Source organism: Lewinella sp. JB7, assembly GCF_024297185.1.
Taxonomy (GTDB): domain Bacteria; phylum Bacteroidota; class Bacteroidia; order Chitinophagales; family Saprospiraceae; genus Neolewinella.
Genome location: NZ_JANCTD010000001.1, coordinates 895,456 through 910,933 on the forward strand (window position 1 = coordinate 895,456; position 15,478 = coordinate 910,933).

Annotated in this window: 12 protein-coding genes; 8 read left to right on the forward strand and 4 right to left on the reverse strand. The window is 61.1% G+C overall.

What is annotated here, in order from left to right:
• Window positions 1–23: 23 nt before the first annotated feature.
• Complete coding sequence (infA, locus tag NMA52_RS03335; protein ID WP_099105792.1) at window positions 24–242, reverse strand: translation initiation factor IF-1; 219 nt, start codon at window positions 240–242, stop codon at window positions 24–26.
• Between the two features lie 136 nt (window positions 243–378).
• The gene (gene map, locus NMA52_RS03340) at window positions 379–1,233 is read right to left on the reverse strand and encodes a type I methionyl aminopeptidase (protein WP_254826218.1); all 855 of its coding nucleotides are present in this window, start codon (window positions 1,231–1,233) and stop codon (window positions 379–381) included.
• Between the two features lie 176 nt (window positions 1,234–1,409).
• Between map and NMA52_RS03345 the strand changes: the two genes are divergently transcribed.
• Genes NMA52_RS03345 through NMA52_RS03355 form a run of 3 tightly spaced genes read left to right on the forward strand, consistent with a single transcriptional unit; the run spans window position 1,410 to window position 5,085 of the window.
• Complete coding sequence (locus tag NMA52_RS03345; RefSeq protein WP_254826219.1) at window positions 1,410–2,192, forward strand: ParA family protein; 783 nt, start codon at window positions 1,410–1,412, stop codon at window positions 2,190–2,192.
• On the forward strand, window positions 2,189–3,706 hold the full coding sequence (locus tag NMA52_RS03350) for a hypothetical protein (RefSeq protein ID WP_254826220.1): 1,518 nt from the start codon (window positions 2,189–2,191) through the stop codon (window positions 3,704–3,706). Before NMA52_RS03345 ends, NMA52_RS03350 begins: the two co-directional genes overlap by 4 nt.
• A 50-nt stretch (window positions 3,707–3,756) precedes the next feature.
• Window positions 3,757–5,085: a sugar porter family MFS transporter gene (locus NMA52_RS03355; protein WP_254826221.1), complete on the forward strand. Its 1,329-nt coding sequence runs from the start codon at window positions 3,757–3,759 to the stop codon at window positions 5,083–5,085.
• A gap of 284 nt (window positions 5,086–5,369) precedes the next feature.
• Here NMA52_RS03355 and NMA52_RS03360 read toward each other — a convergent pair whose 3' ends face one another.
• Together NMA52_RS03360 and fabG are read right to left on the reverse strand one after the other, a co-directional pair.
• On the reverse strand, window positions 5,370–6,755 hold the full coding sequence (locus tag NMA52_RS03360) for a hypothetical protein (RefSeq protein ID WP_254826222.1): 1,386 nt from the start codon (window positions 6,753–6,755) through the stop codon (window positions 5,370–5,372).
• A gap of 43 nt (window positions 6,756–6,798) precedes the next feature.
• Window positions 6,799–7,539 carry a 3-oxoacyl-ACP reductase FabG gene (gene fabG, locus NMA52_RS03365; RefSeq protein ID WP_254826223.1) on the reverse strand — a complete coding sequence of 247 codons (741 nt, stop codon included), beginning with the start codon at window positions 7,537–7,539 and terminating at the stop codon, window positions 6,799–6,801.
• 233 nt (window positions 7,540–7,772) lie between these two features.
• On the opposite strand from fabG, the gene NMA52_RS03370 reads away from it, so the two are divergent.
• The 5 genes from NMA52_RS03370 to NMA52_RS03390 all read left to right on the forward strand — a co-directional run bounded on the left by NMA52_RS03370 (window position 7,773) and on the right by NMA52_RS03390 (window position 15,471).
• Window positions 7,773–8,738: an alpha/beta fold hydrolase gene (locus NMA52_RS03370; RefSeq protein ID WP_254826224.1), complete on the forward strand. Its 966-nt coding sequence runs from the start codon at window positions 7,773–7,775 to the stop codon at window positions 8,736–8,738.
• Between the two features lie 242 nt (window positions 8,739–8,980).
• Window positions 8,981–11,464, forward strand: coding sequence for a TonB-dependent receptor (locus NMA52_RS03375; RefSeq protein ID WP_254826225.1), 2,484 nt, complete (start codon window positions 8,981–8,983; stop codon window positions 11,462–11,464).
• A 5-nt stretch (window positions 11,465–11,469) separates the two neighbouring features.
• On the forward strand, window positions 11,470–12,978 hold the full coding sequence (locus NMA52_RS03380; protein WP_254826226.1) for a hypothetical protein: 1,509 nt from the start codon (window positions 11,470–11,472) through the stop codon (window positions 12,976–12,978).
• 6 nt (window positions 12,979–12,984) lie between these two features.
• Window positions 12,985–13,974, forward strand: a complete 990-nt coding sequence (locus NMA52_RS03385) for a 3-oxoacyl-ACP synthase III family protein (protein ID WP_254826227.1) — start codon at window positions 12,985–12,987, stop codon at window positions 13,972–13,974.
• A 9-nt stretch (window positions 13,975–13,983) separates the two neighbouring features.
• On the forward strand, window positions 13,984–15,471 hold the full coding sequence (locus NMA52_RS03390) for a class I adenylate-forming enzyme family protein (RefSeq protein WP_254826228.1): 1,488 nt from the start codon (window positions 13,984–13,986) through the stop codon (window positions 15,469–15,471).
• Window positions 15,472–15,478 lie beyond the last annotated feature (7 nt).

Genomic DNA, 15,478 nt, shown 5'->3' on the forward strand with positions numbered 1-15,478 from the left:
ACGACCAGCGGCAGTGCGACAGTCTATTTGTAACGGTAAGTGATGCGTCCCCGGCTTAGATCGTAGGGGCTCATCTCCACCGCTACCTTATCACCGGGAAGAATCTTGATGTAGTGCATCCTCATCTTTCCGGAGATCGTTGCCTTGATTTCGTGGTCGTTTTCCAGCCGTACCCGGAACATAGCGTTCGAGAGGGCTTCTTCAATCACGCCATCCTGCTTGATCAGGTCTTTTTTGGACATGTTTTAAATTTCGGAGGGCAAAGGTAAGATTATTTTTCTCACCACCCAAATGGTTTACGAACTTGTTTTCACTAAGTAAAGGCTTAGCGAACGGAAGTAGTTGACATTCAAGTGGATTAGGTGCCCTCGCTGCGAGCTAGGCCATGACCAGCGGCTGGTAGCGGGCCACCAGTTCTTCGTCGATGTTATCGACTACCTTAAGGTTTGGATTCTGGCGAATAGCCTCCTCAATGGGCCGGTGGTCGCTCATCAGATCGGCCGGCTCGCCGTCAGGGCGGATAGCGATGGAGTGCTCGTAGTGAGCCGCGGGAAGCCCGTCGACGGTAATGATGGTCCAGCCGTCCTCCCGGCTCACGACGCTGCGCTTGCCGAGGGTGATCATGGGCTCGATGGCGATGATGAGGCCGGCCTTGAGCACGGGGCCACGTCCCCGCTTTCCGAAGTTAGGTACGTCCGGAGCTTCGTGCAGACTGCGGCCCAGACCGTGACCAACCAGTTCGCGTACCGCGCCGTAACCGCATTCCCGCTCGGTGTACTGCTGGACGGCGTGGCTGATGTCGCCGACCCGGTTGCCGTGGCGCGCGGCGTCGATGCCTAGATAAAGGCTGTGCTTCGTGCGCCGGCAGAGTTCCATGACGTTCTCGGCCACGTCGCCGACGCAGAAGGTATAGGCCGCGTCACCGTAGAATTCATCCACGACGGTACCGCAATCGATGGAGAGGATGTCGCCGTCGCGGAATACCTGATCCTGGTCGGGCAGGCCGTGCACCACCTCCTCGTTCTTCGAGACCAGCAGGGTGGACGGGCAGCCGTAAAGCCCCTTGAAGCCCGGCACGGCCCCGTGGTCGCGGATGTAAGTTTCGGCAAAAGTGTCGATCTCCTTACCCGTAAGTCCGGGGCGGAGCATCTTGCCGACCTCGGTCAGGGTTTCGCACACCAGCAGGCAGGCAGCACGGCTGCGCTCGATTTCCTCGGGCGTCTTGTAAATCATCTTACGGCCTTTCCTGCCCATATTGTCGTGGTTTCAAGGGTAGTTAACGCATTGGGCACCGGGTGGTTGAACCCGGGGGCGACATCGCGGACCTTCCACCGGCCGGCACGGCTCTTGGGGAATTGTCGTTGCACCCGCGTCCCCGCCGTCCCTTCCTGTTTTGTACCTTCGCGCCCATGGCAAAAGTCGTTGCGATTGCGAACCAAAAGGGTGGGGTGGGGAAGACCACGACCACGATCAACCTGGGAGCCTCCCTGGCCATCCTGGAACGCAAAGTGCTGATCATCGACGCCGATCCTCAGGCGAATGCCACCAGCGGCGTAGGCATCCCGGCCGACGAGCTGGAGGCCAGTATTTACGAGGTACTCATCAACGGGCTCGACGTCAACGAGGTGATCTACGAAACGGAGACCCCCAACTTGCACATCATTCCCTCCAGCATTAACCTGGTAGGCGCCGAAGTCGAGCTCATCAACCGTTTCCGCCGGGAGGACGTGATCAAGAACAGCATCATCGAGCCCCTGCGCAGCTACTACGACTACATCCTGATCGACTGTCTGCCCAGCCTCGGCCTGCTCACCATTAATGCCCTGACGGCGGCCGACTCCGTCATCGTGCCCGTCCAGTGTGAATACTTTGCCCTGGAGGGGCTGTCGAAGTTGCAGAATACCATCCGGCTCGTCCAGCAGCAACTCAATCCCCGGCTCAAGCTCGAGGGTATCCTGCTGAGTATGTACGATCAGCGCCTGCGGCTGGCCAATATGGTGGTGGAGAAGGTACGCGAAGGCTTTGGGGATCAGGTGTTCGACACCATCATTCACCGCAACGCGCGCATCAGTGAGGCCCCGAATATGCACATGCCCGTGGTGATGATCAACGCCGGCAGCCGCGGAGCCAACAATTTTCTCAACCTCGCCGAGGAGTTTTTACTTAAGAACGGCGAGAAGATTACCAAGTGAGCCGAAAAAAACGCCGCAAGGCCCCCCAGACCGCCGCCGTCCCCACCTCCCCGCCGGACTCCGCCCCCGTCTCGAGCCGGTGGCGCTTCTTCGTGTGGATGTGCGCCTTCTTTTTCTTTGCCGCCCTGATCATCCGGTTGGACGTGATCACCGCCTGGCCCGGGGCGGAGGGGTTCGCCCTGGCCCAGGCCGTCGGCAACGACTGGGGAGCTTACCTGCCCGCCGCCCTCAATCACGCCCTCCTGCCGCTGGGGCTTTCCATCGATACCGAAACGGACGCCATCTTCTTGTTTCCCCGCCTGGTATCGGCGACCTGTTTGTTGCTGACGGGCTTCTTCACCCACCGTTGGGCGAAACGACTCTTCGGGCGCCAGGTAAGCGAACTGACCCTGCTGTGCGCGGGCGCCTCCCTCTTTCTGCCCTTCTTCGGTAAGGTAGCGTCAGCCGATGCCCTGGCCCTGCTCGGACACGCGGGCATGTTCTGGACCGTGATGCTGTACGGACTAGCCGGCGATACCCGCAAGATGCTGCCCTTCGGAATTTTCGTGATGCTGGCCGCCATTGCCGCTCCGGTGTCGACTCTGCTACTAGGACTGATGCTGGTGATCCTCACCGTTTTTCAGCGCACCGACTACAACTGGCAGACGCCGGCCGGACTATCGGTTGGGATCTCCTGCCTGGTTTTGCTCGTGCAGGGCCCCCAGGAAGCGAACACCTACTGGTACTACGGACAGGAAGACAGCCGGGTGCTCGATCTACTGTATTACGGTTTGCTCGGTATGCTTCCCCTGGCCGGATGGCTGGTGGCGGGGATCCGTGACCTTATTTATAAAAATCAGAAGTTCGAGCAATTTTCACTCATCATCGCGATGGCACTGGTAAGTACCTTACTTGCCCAGTCGCTACTCTTCATGCTGTTGCTGTCGCTCGTGGCCGGTAAGCAGATGCAATTGTACTTCCGGGAAGCCAATTATCCCTGGAAGAACTACGTCAAGACAACCTTCGTGCTGCACCTGATCCTGGCCTTCGTAGCCGTCTTTTTGTTGTTGCTCGGCGGCGGACTGGCGTTTCCGGGCGCGGGATTCCGGGCGGCGCTGGGTATGGCGGCGGCGTACTGGATCTTCAGTTTACTGGCTACGCTGGGCGTTTTCGGAGACCGGCGCGACTTCGCCATCGGCGGATCGGTGCTTGCCGGTATGCTTACCGTAATGTTCTTCTGGGTGCAGGTATACCCCTACCTCGAAGCCGAGCGGACCTGGCCGTCACGCCTCCTGGAGGCGGACATTGAGCCGTCTACGCTGCGGTTACCGGATGAGGCTTACGAGAGTGAGCTGAGCAGTGCCCTGCCGTATTTCGTGCGGGCCGGCTGGCAACTGGACGAGGGCGGGGAGTATCGTCTTTATCACCTGCCGGCCACCGATACTACCGCGCGGGAGGGGGGCGGCGGCGCGCGGGTGCGGGGCCGTTCCATGGTAATGCCGGGCATTTTTGGCATACAAGCCGTGGGCCAGTAGGGGTGCGGACCGTTCGCGTGAACTACATTTAGGGCTTAACTCGATCATGTATGAACACTGCACGCGTCTGGACCTGGGCCATCACCGTGGCCCTGGGAGGCTTTTTATTCGGATTCGACACCGCAGTCATCAGCGGCGCGGAGAAAGCCATCCAGGCTGAATTCGGCCTCAGCGACCTGGCCATCGGGCAGATCGTGGCGATGGCGCTCTACGGAACCATCATCGGGGCCATCTTCGGGGGGGTGCCCGCCGACAAGTACGGCCGTAAGGTTACCCTGATCGCCATCGCCGTGCTCTACCTGATTTCCGCCGCGGGATCAGCCCTGGCGGCGGATCCTCTGCAGCTCAATATTTTCCGCTTCCTGGGCGGTCTCGGGGTGGGGGCCAGCTCGGTCGTCGCGCCCCTGTACATTACCGAGGTTGCCCCGGCGCGGGTGCGCGGTCAGCTGGTGGCGGCCTTTCAGTTGAACCTGGTACTCGGCATTCTGATTGCCTACTTCAGCAACTACCTCATCGTAGGGGCGACGGAAACTGTCGACTGGCGACTGATGCTGGGCGTCGAAGTCGTTCCCGCCCTGCTGTTTCTGGTACTCCTCTTCTTCGTACCGCGCAGTCCGCGGTGGCTCATCACGAAGGGGGGCTTTCGGGAAGAGGCCCGCGCGGTACTGCAACGCATCGACCCGACGACCGCCGAGCACGAGCTGGCCCAGATCGAGGCTTCCAATACGACCCGGGAGACGGTGGCGCTCGGCAAGTTCTTCAGCGGCAAGTACAACCGGCCTATTTTGTACGCCTTCCTCTTCGGGTTCTTCAACCAGGTCTCCGGGATCAACGCGGTCATCTACTATGCTCCCCGCATTTTCGAGGCCGCTAACCTGGGGACGGAGAGCGCGCTGCTTTCCTCGGTGGGCATCGGGGTCATCAACGTGATTTTCACCTTCATCGGCATGTACCTGATCGACCGGAGCGGCCGGAAAAAACTGATGTACATCGGCACCTTCGGCTACCTGGTCTCCCTATCGGCCGTATCGTGGGCATTCTTTACCGGCAATTTGGAGGGGTTGATCGTTCCGATCTGGCTCTTCGTGTTTATTGCCAGTCACGCCATCGGTCAGGGGGCGGTGATCTGGGTCTTCATCAGTGAGATCTTCGGCAACGAGGTGCGCGGACTGGGAGCGTCCCTTGGCAGCACTACCCACTGGATCTTCGCCGCGCTGATCGGGGGCAACTTTCCCTGGCTGGCGAGCACCTTCGGGGAGGGACCCATCTTCGCGCTTTTCGCCCTGTGCATGGTCGGTCAGTTAGCGTTCGTTTACTTCCTGATGCCCGAAACCAAGGGCGTGGAACTCGAGGACCTGCAGAAGGAATTGGTGAGCTAGGATCGGTCAGAACTATTTAGTTAAGGTTGAGCCCTTGCAGGGCGACCCAGTAACACGGGTAATGACCCCGCAGCTAAGGTTGAGCCCTTCTAGGGCGACCCTGTACCGCGGGTAATACAGGGTCGGCCCAGAGGGCCTCAACCTTAGTGCCTTCGTTGCCGAAGTATTTAGCAAAGCTTGAGCCCTTCCAGGCGACCCCGCAGCAAAGCTTGAGCCCTTCCAGGGTGACCCGGTAACTCGGGTAGAACAGGGTCAGGCCAGAGGGGGCCTCCACCTTGGTTCGTTCACTGCAGCAGCGGCTCCAATTCGCGACAAAAAGCGGCGAAGCGTTCTCTTTCTTCCGTGGCTTCCGGGAGGGAGTGGAGCCGCTCGCGGAAGGAAGCGTGAAACTCCTTGTCCGTCAGGAGGCCCTCCCGCCAGCGAGCCAGTTCGGAGAGCGTGGGAATGGTGGGCAGGTATCCGGGTTTGTGGGCGGCCGCGGCGTCGCGGTCCGGTAGTTTGAATTTTCGGATCACGCGTAGAGCCCGGGCGGCCTGCCCCCGCCGCAGGAGGGCAAGCAGGTAAACCGTGAAGAACAGGTGCCAGCGATACCGCAGAATTTCCTTGCGGTAGGCCCGGAGGTAGCTGTCGCCGTACGATTCCGCTTGTTCCGGCCGACCGGTCTTCAGCAGGGCCTCCAGGTAGAAGGCGGTATAACCGATACGGTTGTAGGAATTGACGGTCGTCTTCGCGGCCTGCTTGGCCCCCTGCAGGAGTTCCAGCGCCTCCGTCTGCCGGTCGAGCCGCAGGAGCAGAGAGGCCAGGTTGTTGACGTAGAATAGGTGGTCGTAATTACGCGATCGCACCGACAACCGTCCGTAGTACAGCGCGCGTTCGTATTCCCGTCGGTAAGCGTGCAGCAGCATCCGGTTACCGTAGTAGTTGGTCAGCAGCCGGGGGGAATAGTTGCGCCCGTCGCGGAAGGCGCGATCAATGCGGTCGAAGTGGGCGAGGATGCGGTCGTACTCCCGGTGATTGAAGCTGACGAAGGTGAGGCGTACGAGGGCCAGGTAGCGGTTCAGGCCGTCCATTTGCTTATCCAGGAATACACGCTCCAGGCTTTCGGCCCACTGCCAGCTTTCCCCACCACGGCGGGCGTACTGTTCCACTACGTCCTGCGTTACGGCGTGTAGCCGGTCGAATCCTTGTTTGCTCCGGTCGTAGGCTTCGGCGTGGGTGGCCAGGAAGTCATTCACGAGGGCATAGTCGCGGTACCGCATCCTTATCTGGAGGAAGTGGCGGTACTGCCCCAGCACTTCGTAGAACTTCATGAAGTAGAAGCCGGGGTGTTCGTAATGGCGGATAGCCCGCAACAGCTGACGTTCGTCTTCGTGCTCAATGGAATCGGTGACGATCAACCGTTCGAGCCGCAGGAGCCAGGCGTGACGCTCGTCGACATCGATGGCGGCCAGTTTCTTTTCCATCCAGTTGCGCAGGTGATGGTACTTACGCTTATCGATGGATGCGTCGTAGGGAATGAAGTCCGTCACCTCCCGGCTGTTCCGCTCTACCCGTTCCAGGATGGCGATCCGCTCGTCGTCCTCCAGCTGGTGGTGGCGCAGAAGATAGGCCGTTTCGTGCGGCAGCAGCCGTTCGGTAAAGGCGGTAAACTTGCGTAGGCGGTCGCGCACTGGCTCGGGCGTATGGGCCCCGGAAGGTACAACGCCGCCGTCGCTAGAGGACGAGGCCCCCATCGACGCTCAGGCAGCTGCCCGTGATGAAGCCGGCCTCCTCGCTTGCCAAAAAGAGGTAGGCGCCGGCAATGTCTTCCGGCTGCCCGAGTCGCTGCAGGGGCGTCCGGTCGCGCACGGCGTCGAGTACCGACGCCGGCATGGCCTCCGTCATTTCGGTGGCGATGAATCCGGGGGCGACGGCATTGACGGTAATTCCCTTGCGACCGAACTCCCGGGCCCAGGTTTTGGTCATGCCGATCAGTCCGGCCTTGGTGGCGGCGTAGTTGGTCTGCCCGAAATTGCCGTACAGGCCCACGACCGAACTGGCGTTCAGGATACGGCCGTAGCCCGCCTCCGCCAGATAGGGATATACCGCTTTAGTGCAGTTGAACACTCCGGTGAGGTTGACGTCCAGGACCTGCTGCCACTGTTCCGGCCGCATCTTTTGGAAGCTGCTGTCGCGGGTAATGCCGGCATTGTTGACCAGTACGTGAACGCCACCAAGTTCTTCCGTAACGCGGCGTGCGGCATCCTCGCAGGCGGCCAGGTCGGTGGTGTCGACGGCGTAAAATCGGGCACGGTGGCCGGCGGCGTTCAGCTCTTTCGCCAGTTGTTGACCCGATTCGTCGATGTCCCAGAGGGCTACGGCGGCCCCCTCCTCCGCGAAGCGCCGGGCGGTGACGCGACCAATACCCCGGGCGGCCCCGGTGATGATGGCTACTCGGTCTGTAAATCTTTGCATAATCTTGGATGACTTGTACGGTAAGGGTGGGAAAGCTACCGCCACGGATAGCCGAAGCGGTAGCGTAACCCGAATTATGGCCGGGCGACTCAGGTAGCTATCCAGGGAAAATAGTCTTGTTAATCAATACTTTATTTAGAAAGGGTAGGGGGTGGACCGTATGAGCGTTGATCCTGGTCCGCATGCACGGCTCCCGCGTTCCCCGCCCTAAATTGCCGGTATACATCCATCGTATGCGAACCGAATCCGTTTATACCTCCCTTGTCATCGCGCTCGTCCTTCTGTTCGCCGCCCGCTCCAGCGCTCAATCCGACGCACCCGTGAATGCTCCAGAATTTCCACTTACGATCCGGAAGGTGAAGCTGAACGACACCCTTCAGTTGGCGTACACCGACGTAGGGCAAGCTCGCGACGGAATCCTGCTGTTCGTACACGGCCTCGGATCCAACCTGCGGGCCTGGGACAAGACCATCGCCGGCCTGAGTGATCGCTTCCGCTGCGTAGCGGTCGACCTGCCCGGTTATGGCCATTCCAGTCGGGAGAAACACCCCGCTACCGTGACGTACTACGCCGATCAGGTGGAGGCCTTCATCCGCGAACTGGGGCTACCGTCCCTTACGCTGATCGGGCACAGTATGGGCGGACAGATCGCCCTCGAACTCGCCAGTCGGCGGCCGGGGTGGCTGGAGCGCCTGGTGCTGGCCGCGCCCGCCGGACTGGAAACCTTCAGCGAACAGGACCGGCAGTTTTTTGCTACTTACGTCCGTCCGGAATTTATCCAGGCGCTCACGCCCGCACAGATCGAGGCCAACTTTGACCTGAATTTCCACGGGGGAACGCCGGCCGATGCTCGCTTCATGATTGACGATCGTATGACGCTCCGGGAAGATTCCGCCGCCTATACGCAATACACTCACCTCATCGCCGGTAGCGTCGCCGGGATGCTCGCCGGTCCCGTGAGGCACAAACTGGGAGAAGTGTCGGTCCCGACCCTGGTTGTGTTCGGACACGAGGACCGGCTGATCCCCAATCAGGCACTGCATCCCGGGCTTACGGTGAAGGATGTAGGAATGGTAGCCGTACGCGGGATCCCCCGGGTACGCGTGGAGTACCTGCACGCAGCCGGCCACTTTGTCCAGTGGGACCGGGCGGCCGGGTTCAACGATTTGGTCCGGGCATTCATGGCGGAGGAGAAGTGAGTCGGTCAACCCCCCCCAAACGACAACAAGATCGTCGTATATATGGGAGTTTCCAACCACACAATCCGGTAACCAGGGGGCTCGGTCAACCTCCCTTAGTTCCGTTTGGTGAAGCGAGGTGGCAGTCCGATCGTATACATTGGCAACTGAACATTATTTCGCCGGAGAGGCCGGACAAAGAATCCTGGCCGTTAATCGGCGTTCGTTCGGAATAATCATCCGCCTTAGCTAAGTCAATGATCATGCGCTACTACCTGTACCTCTTTTTTCTTCTGATGAGCGTGACCGGCTTCGGCCAGTCGGCTTCCGTCACGGGTCAGGTGACCACCGAGGACGGCCAGGCTCTTCCCGGCGCCGCCGTCGGGGTGGCCGGTGTGTCTACGGGCACCTTCACCGACGCGAACGGAACGTACGCGCTGTCCCTCGACCCCGGCACTTACCAATTGCGGGCCACCTTCGTCGGGTACGCGCTGCTGGAGCGGGAGCTAACGCTGAGCGCCGGACAGACGGTTACGCTGGATTTCGAACTTGCCGAGGGACTCGAACTCGATCAGGTGGTTGTCTCCGGTTCCGCGCGACCGGAACGCATTACCGAAAGTCCGGCCACCATCGAGACGATCTTCAGCCGTGAAATTCTGGAGTACGCCGGTAATCCGGCCGAGTTGATTGCCCGCCAGAAGGGGGTGGACTACTTCCGGGCCGGACTAGCCGCGCCCGCCTTCAATATCCGGGGCTTCAACTCTAACTTCAACGCTAAGAACCTGCAGGTTACCGACGGCCGCTTCAGCACGTTGGTTGCCACCGGGCTACCCTTCGGCCCCCTCAATACCACCATCAAGGAAGATATCGAACAGGTGGAGATCATTCTCGGACCTAATTCTACCCTGTACGGACCCAATGCGCATAATGGTTTGCTCAACACCATAACCAAGGACCCCCGCCGCTACCCCGGTACGATGGTGACCCTCAATCCGGGCATTACGGGCGACGGCGATGCTTACTTCAGTGCCCGCGTCCGCCACGCCCAGGCGCTGAACGATCGGTGGGCCTTCAAGGTGACCGGAGAGTACACGAAGGGAACGGAATTCGACTACGTGGATTCCGTATACATCGACCGCCGGGGCGGGGAAGACGAAGAGGGCAACGCCATGCCGGATGGCATCAAGGAAGGATACGAAGAACTGGAACTCGACCGGGACGTGGAATTTCTCCGCGGCGAATTCGCCCTTCACTACGACCCCAGCGACCAAGTCGGCTTTCAACTGAAGGGCGGCCTGAGCAACAGCACCTACCTGTCGGCCACCAACGTCGGCCGCAACCAGATCAAGGACTGGCGCATCGGCTACCTGCAACTGCGGGCCAGCGGAGAGCACTGGTTCGCTCAGGTGTACTACACGGCTTCCCGCACCGACAGCACTTACTCCATCGACGACCGGACCAAGCAGTACTACCGCCTCCTCGATGCCGGTCAGTCGGAGGCCGTAGCCCGCGGACCTCTTTCCTACGCCACGGGGGCGCTCTTCCAGGACGCCTCCGAACGCTGGAACGCCGAAGCCCAGTACTACAACTCATTTGGTGAGTTGCAGCTGGTGGGGGGCGTGCAGTACCAACTCGACCGGGCCAACAGCCGGGGAACCTATCTGCTCGACGAGAACGACGACGATTACATCTCCGTCAACCAGATCGGAGCCTACGCTCACCTCACCTACGACTTTGGTGGTGGCTGGCGGGCCCTGGCCGCCGCGCGGGCCGACAACCACGAGATCTACGACTTCAACCTCGTCCCTAAACTGGGATTGTTGCGCATCGGTGAGCGCGGTACCTGGCGACTGACCTACGGGCAGGGTATTGCCGCGCCCACCATCCTCAATATGTTCGGCAACCTCTTCGGGGGGCTCATCCTGGGTAATGCCGAAGGCTTCACCCTGGCCGACGGCAGCATGGTGAACCCCCAGCAAGTAGAGAAGATCTCCACCTTCGAACTCGGGTACCGGGGGCAGTTGGAAAAGGACAAGCTCTTCCTCGACGCCAATGCGTACTACAGCATCAGCAAGGACTTCCTGAGCCCGGTCACGGTCGTCGGGGTCACCACCCACCGCGGCGACACGCCGACCGAGGAGGTGCAGGATGCCTTTGCCATCTACCAGGGACTGGTCGCTACCTACATCAACTTCGGGCAGGTCAATACGTACGGCTTCGACGTAGGGCTGAACTACTACTTTACGCCCCAACTGAACGGTTTCCTCAACTACAGTTATTTCGACTACGGCGTGGATGAGGATGACCCCGGCAACGATTTCAATAAGGACGGGACGGTCAACTTCCTCGACGTGCTCGTGAATGCTCCGACGCACAAAGTCGGCGCGGGACTGTCCTACAGCGGCGATCAGTGGTTCGGTAGCCTGTTTGGTCGCTGGGTGCAGGCCTACGATTACTTCAGCAGCTTCCAGATCGCCAGCCGCAGCCACCCGGGGATTAGCTACCGCGGCACGCCCATCGTCGAAAATGCCCGCAGTACCGACAGCTTCAACTACGGCCCCCTGGGTGGTTTCGTGACCTTCGACGCCAACGTGGGCTACCGGTTCAGCGAGCGGGTCAGCCTGTCGGTAGCCGCCAACAACCTCTTCAATACCGAACTGCGGGAGTTCACGGCCAGTGCCCCTACGCGCGGCCTCTACACGCTGGAACTGCGCTTCAACCTTCCTCCCCGACGTACCGCTAAGTAAGATTAATGCTGGCCTGGACCCTGTTCATTCTCTATTTACTCGGAACGTCCTACCTGGGCTGGCTCGGTCTGCGCAAGACGGACGGCTTCAGCAGCTTCGCCATCGGTAAGGGTGACCTGAGCCCCCTGCAGGTCGGCGTCACCCTGGCGGCGGCTACGGCTTCGGCGGCCACCTTCATCATCAATCCGGGCTTCGTGTACGTCGATGGACTGGCCGCCTTCATGCACCTCGGACTGGCCGTTTACCTGGGCTTCGTGCTCATGCTCCTACTGCTGTCCTTTCGCTTCCGGGAGATGGGGGAGCGGATGCGGGCGCTCACGATTCCGGACTGGATCGGCAAGCGCTACGGCTCGGCCAATTTCTCCCTGTACTTCGCCGTCATCAACCTGCTGAGCTTTGCCTTCATCGTACTCTTGGTGGGGGGCATCTCGATCGTCATGCAGCAGCTACTCGGGATCAGCAATCTTGTAGCCCTGATCATTACCCTCGTATTCGTGACCGGCTACGTCCTCATCGGAGGTACCTACGCCCACGTATATACCAATATGCTGCAGGGCTTCCTGATGGTGGGCGTCACCCTGCTCATCATCGGTTCCGGGGTAGTTGTCATGCTGGACCACCCGGACTTCTGGGGCGGGGTCGCGGGAGCCGGCGAACATCTGTTAACAGCCGTCAATCCGGGGAGTGCGTTTTATAACGACTACTTTTCGACCTACCTAGCCGGCTTCTGCATCGGCGGAGCACTCGTCTGCCAGCCGCACATTCTCACCAAGGCGCTCTACGTGAAGACCGACCGGCAGGTGGGCCGCTACATCGCCATCTTTTCGGTCGTCTATTTTCTGTTTACCATGCTGCTTCTGACGGGCTTCTGGGCCCGGGTCTCCTTACCAGAGGCCGCACTGCTGGACCCGGCTACGGGTGCTTTTCGTCAGGACCTGGTGATGACGGTGTACCTGCGCGAGCAGTTTCCGACGTGGTTGTTCACGGTCATCAGCGTGGTGCTGCTCGCCGCCGCGATGTCCACCCTTGACGGGCTGCTGGTCGGTATCTCCACCATCACCGCCAACGACCTGGTCCTGAACCTGCTGCGGCGTACGCGTAGTCGACTGGACGAAGCGGCGCGGTTTCGCCTGGCGATGCGGGTCAGCCAGGGGGTACTCATAGTGGTCGCCGTGGCGGCATTCCTGGTCGCGCTGCATCCGCCGCCCCTGCTGGGCATTTTCGGCCAGGTGGGCGTGTACGGGCTGGTACTGGCCGCCGTGCCGCCCCTGCTGGCCGGGGTACTCTTTCGTCGCGTTGATCTGCGCACCGTCTGGTGCTTCTCCATAGCGGCCCTCCTGATTCACTTTGGGCTGTACGGCTACGGTGAGCGGCTCTTCGGTGACGCGGGCCCGGCCTTTGCCAATCCGGGCGTTACGGCTACCATAGCTCTGCTGGTAACCGTTCCGCCCACGCTTCTGCTTACGCTACTGGCACGCTACCGCCGTGCCGCTACCCAACCGGTACAATCCTAAAAATTTATGCGCAACGCCATCATTTCCGGCACCGGGGCCTACGCGCCCGAACGCGTTATCGATAACGCCTACTTCAATGACCTACTCGGCCAGGACGTCGATACCTGGCTGCGGGAGAACGTCGAGATTTTCGAGCGACGCTGGGCCGCCGCTGACGAAAGCACGGCTGACCTCTGCATTGCCGCCGCCCACCAGGCCCTGGAAAAGGCCGGCGTGGCCGCCGCTGATCTGGACCTGATCATCGTCGCCACCGATACGCCCGAATTCATCTCTCCCTCTACGGCATCGGTCGTACAGGATCGTCTCGGAGCTACGCGGGCGGGAACCTTCGACGTAAACTCGGCCTGCGCCGGCTTCGTGACCGCCCTGGACATCGGCAGTAAGTACATCCGCGGCGATGAACGCTACGACCGGGTGCTCGTGATCGGAGGGTACGCCATGAGCAAGTACCTGAATATGCAGGATAAGAAGACGGTCACCCTTTTTGCCGACGGGGCCGGAGCGGTGGTGCTCGAAAGCAGCCGGGAAGCCGGGCGCGGGTTCCTGGCCAGCGAGCTCCGTTCCCGGGGCGAGTACCACGGGTGGATGGGCATTTACGGTGGAGGGACGCGCCGGCCGGTCAGTTGCGAGGCCATCACCCAGCACGATCACCAGTTGCAATTCGTGCGTCGTTTTCCCACAGAGTTGAATCCCGAAACGTGGAGTGACATGGCGCGTCAATTGTCCGAACGCATCGGTACGCCACCCGCCCAGGTCGATCACTACTTTATCACCCAGATCAACGTGAACGCCATCCGGGATACGCTGCACCGGCTAGGCGTTGACGCCGGCCGTGCCCACACCATCATGCACCAGTACGGCTACACGGGTTCGGCCTGTATTCCCATGGCCCTGCACGACGCGGTGGAGAAGGGTAAGGTCGGACGGGGCGATCTGGTGTACTTTATCGGCTCCGGCGGCGGACTAGCCTTCGCCAGCGCCGCCTTTCGCCTGTAACTTTCCCGGATGAACTTCGCTCCGACCGACTGGACCGCCCGTTGGGCCCGCTACACCCCCGATCGCATCGCCGTCAGCGACGGTCAGGAGTCGCTGTCCTACGCCGAGCTCCACCGGTCGGGACGACAACTCGCGCGCCTCCTTGCCGACCGGGGACTTCGTAAGGGGGACCGCATCGCGGTCATTGCCGAAAACGATCTGTCTTACGTACTGCTCTTCGTTGCGGCCCAGAAGGCGGGCTTCGTGCTGGTGCCCATTAATTACCGACTCAGCGGACGGGAAGTAAACTCCATCCTGGCGGACGCGGATCCCGCCCTGATCGTGTACCAGGAGTCTTATCACCACCTGCTGCCCGTGGCCCGGGCTGACGTGCCGACGGTCGGTCGGTACGAACTCCGGCAACTGGGGGAGGCCGGTGAAGGGGGAGACACGGAGTGGACGCCCCCGGAAAGTCCCACAGCCACCGATCCCATTTTCATCCTCTATACTTCCGGGACGACGGGCCTGCCCAAAGGCGTGCTCTACACCCACCGGATGCTGTTCTGGAACAGCGAGAACACGGTGCTCTCCCTGGGAATCGGGCCGGCCACCCGCACCCTCAACGTGATGCCTCCTTTCCACACCGGAGGCTGGAACGTGCTCACCACGCCGCTTCTGCACCGGGGAGGTTACACCCGACTGCTCCGCAGATTCGACGCCGCGGAGGTGCTGCGCCTGTTCGCTACGGAACGGGCGACCGTGTTCATGGCGGTACCGACGATGGTCCGGCTGCTGGCGGATGATCCGGCCTTCGCATCCGCGGATCTGAGCCATTTACGGTACCTCGTTGTCGGGGGAGAACCCCTGGCGCCGACACTCATCGAGCGGTGGCACGACCGGGGGGTACCCATTCGGCAGGGCTTCGGCATGACGGAGGTGGGACCCAATCTTTTTTCCCTCCACGAGGACGACGCACTGGACCGGAAGGGATCGATCGGCCGACCCAATTTTTACGTGCGGACACGCGTGGTGGGGGACGACGGAACCGACTGCCGCCCCGGCGAAGCGGGCGAGCTGTGGCTACGGGGCCCGATGACCACGCCAGGTTACTGGCGAAATTCAGCGGCGACGGAAAAGGTATTCGACGGCGGATGGTTCCGTACGGGCGACGTAGTTCGTCGGGACGCGGAAGACTACTTCTACGTAGTGGGTCGGATCAAGGAAATGTACATCTCCGGCGGGGAAAACGTTTATCCGGCGGAAGTGGAGCGCTACCTGGAAACCCACCCGGCCGTTGCGGAGGCCGTCGTAGTGGGCGTGACCGACCCCTGCTGGGGAGAAGTCGGTCACGCCTACCTCGTGCTCGTTGAGCGTCATTCCACGACAAAGCAGGAAATCAGTGACTACTGCCGGCTGGGACTGGCGGGCTTTAAGGTGCCGAAACGCATTACGCTCGTGGATGCTCTGCCGCGGAATTCTACGGGAAAGGTCGACCGCCGGGCGCTGGCTAGCCGGTAGCCCCGCG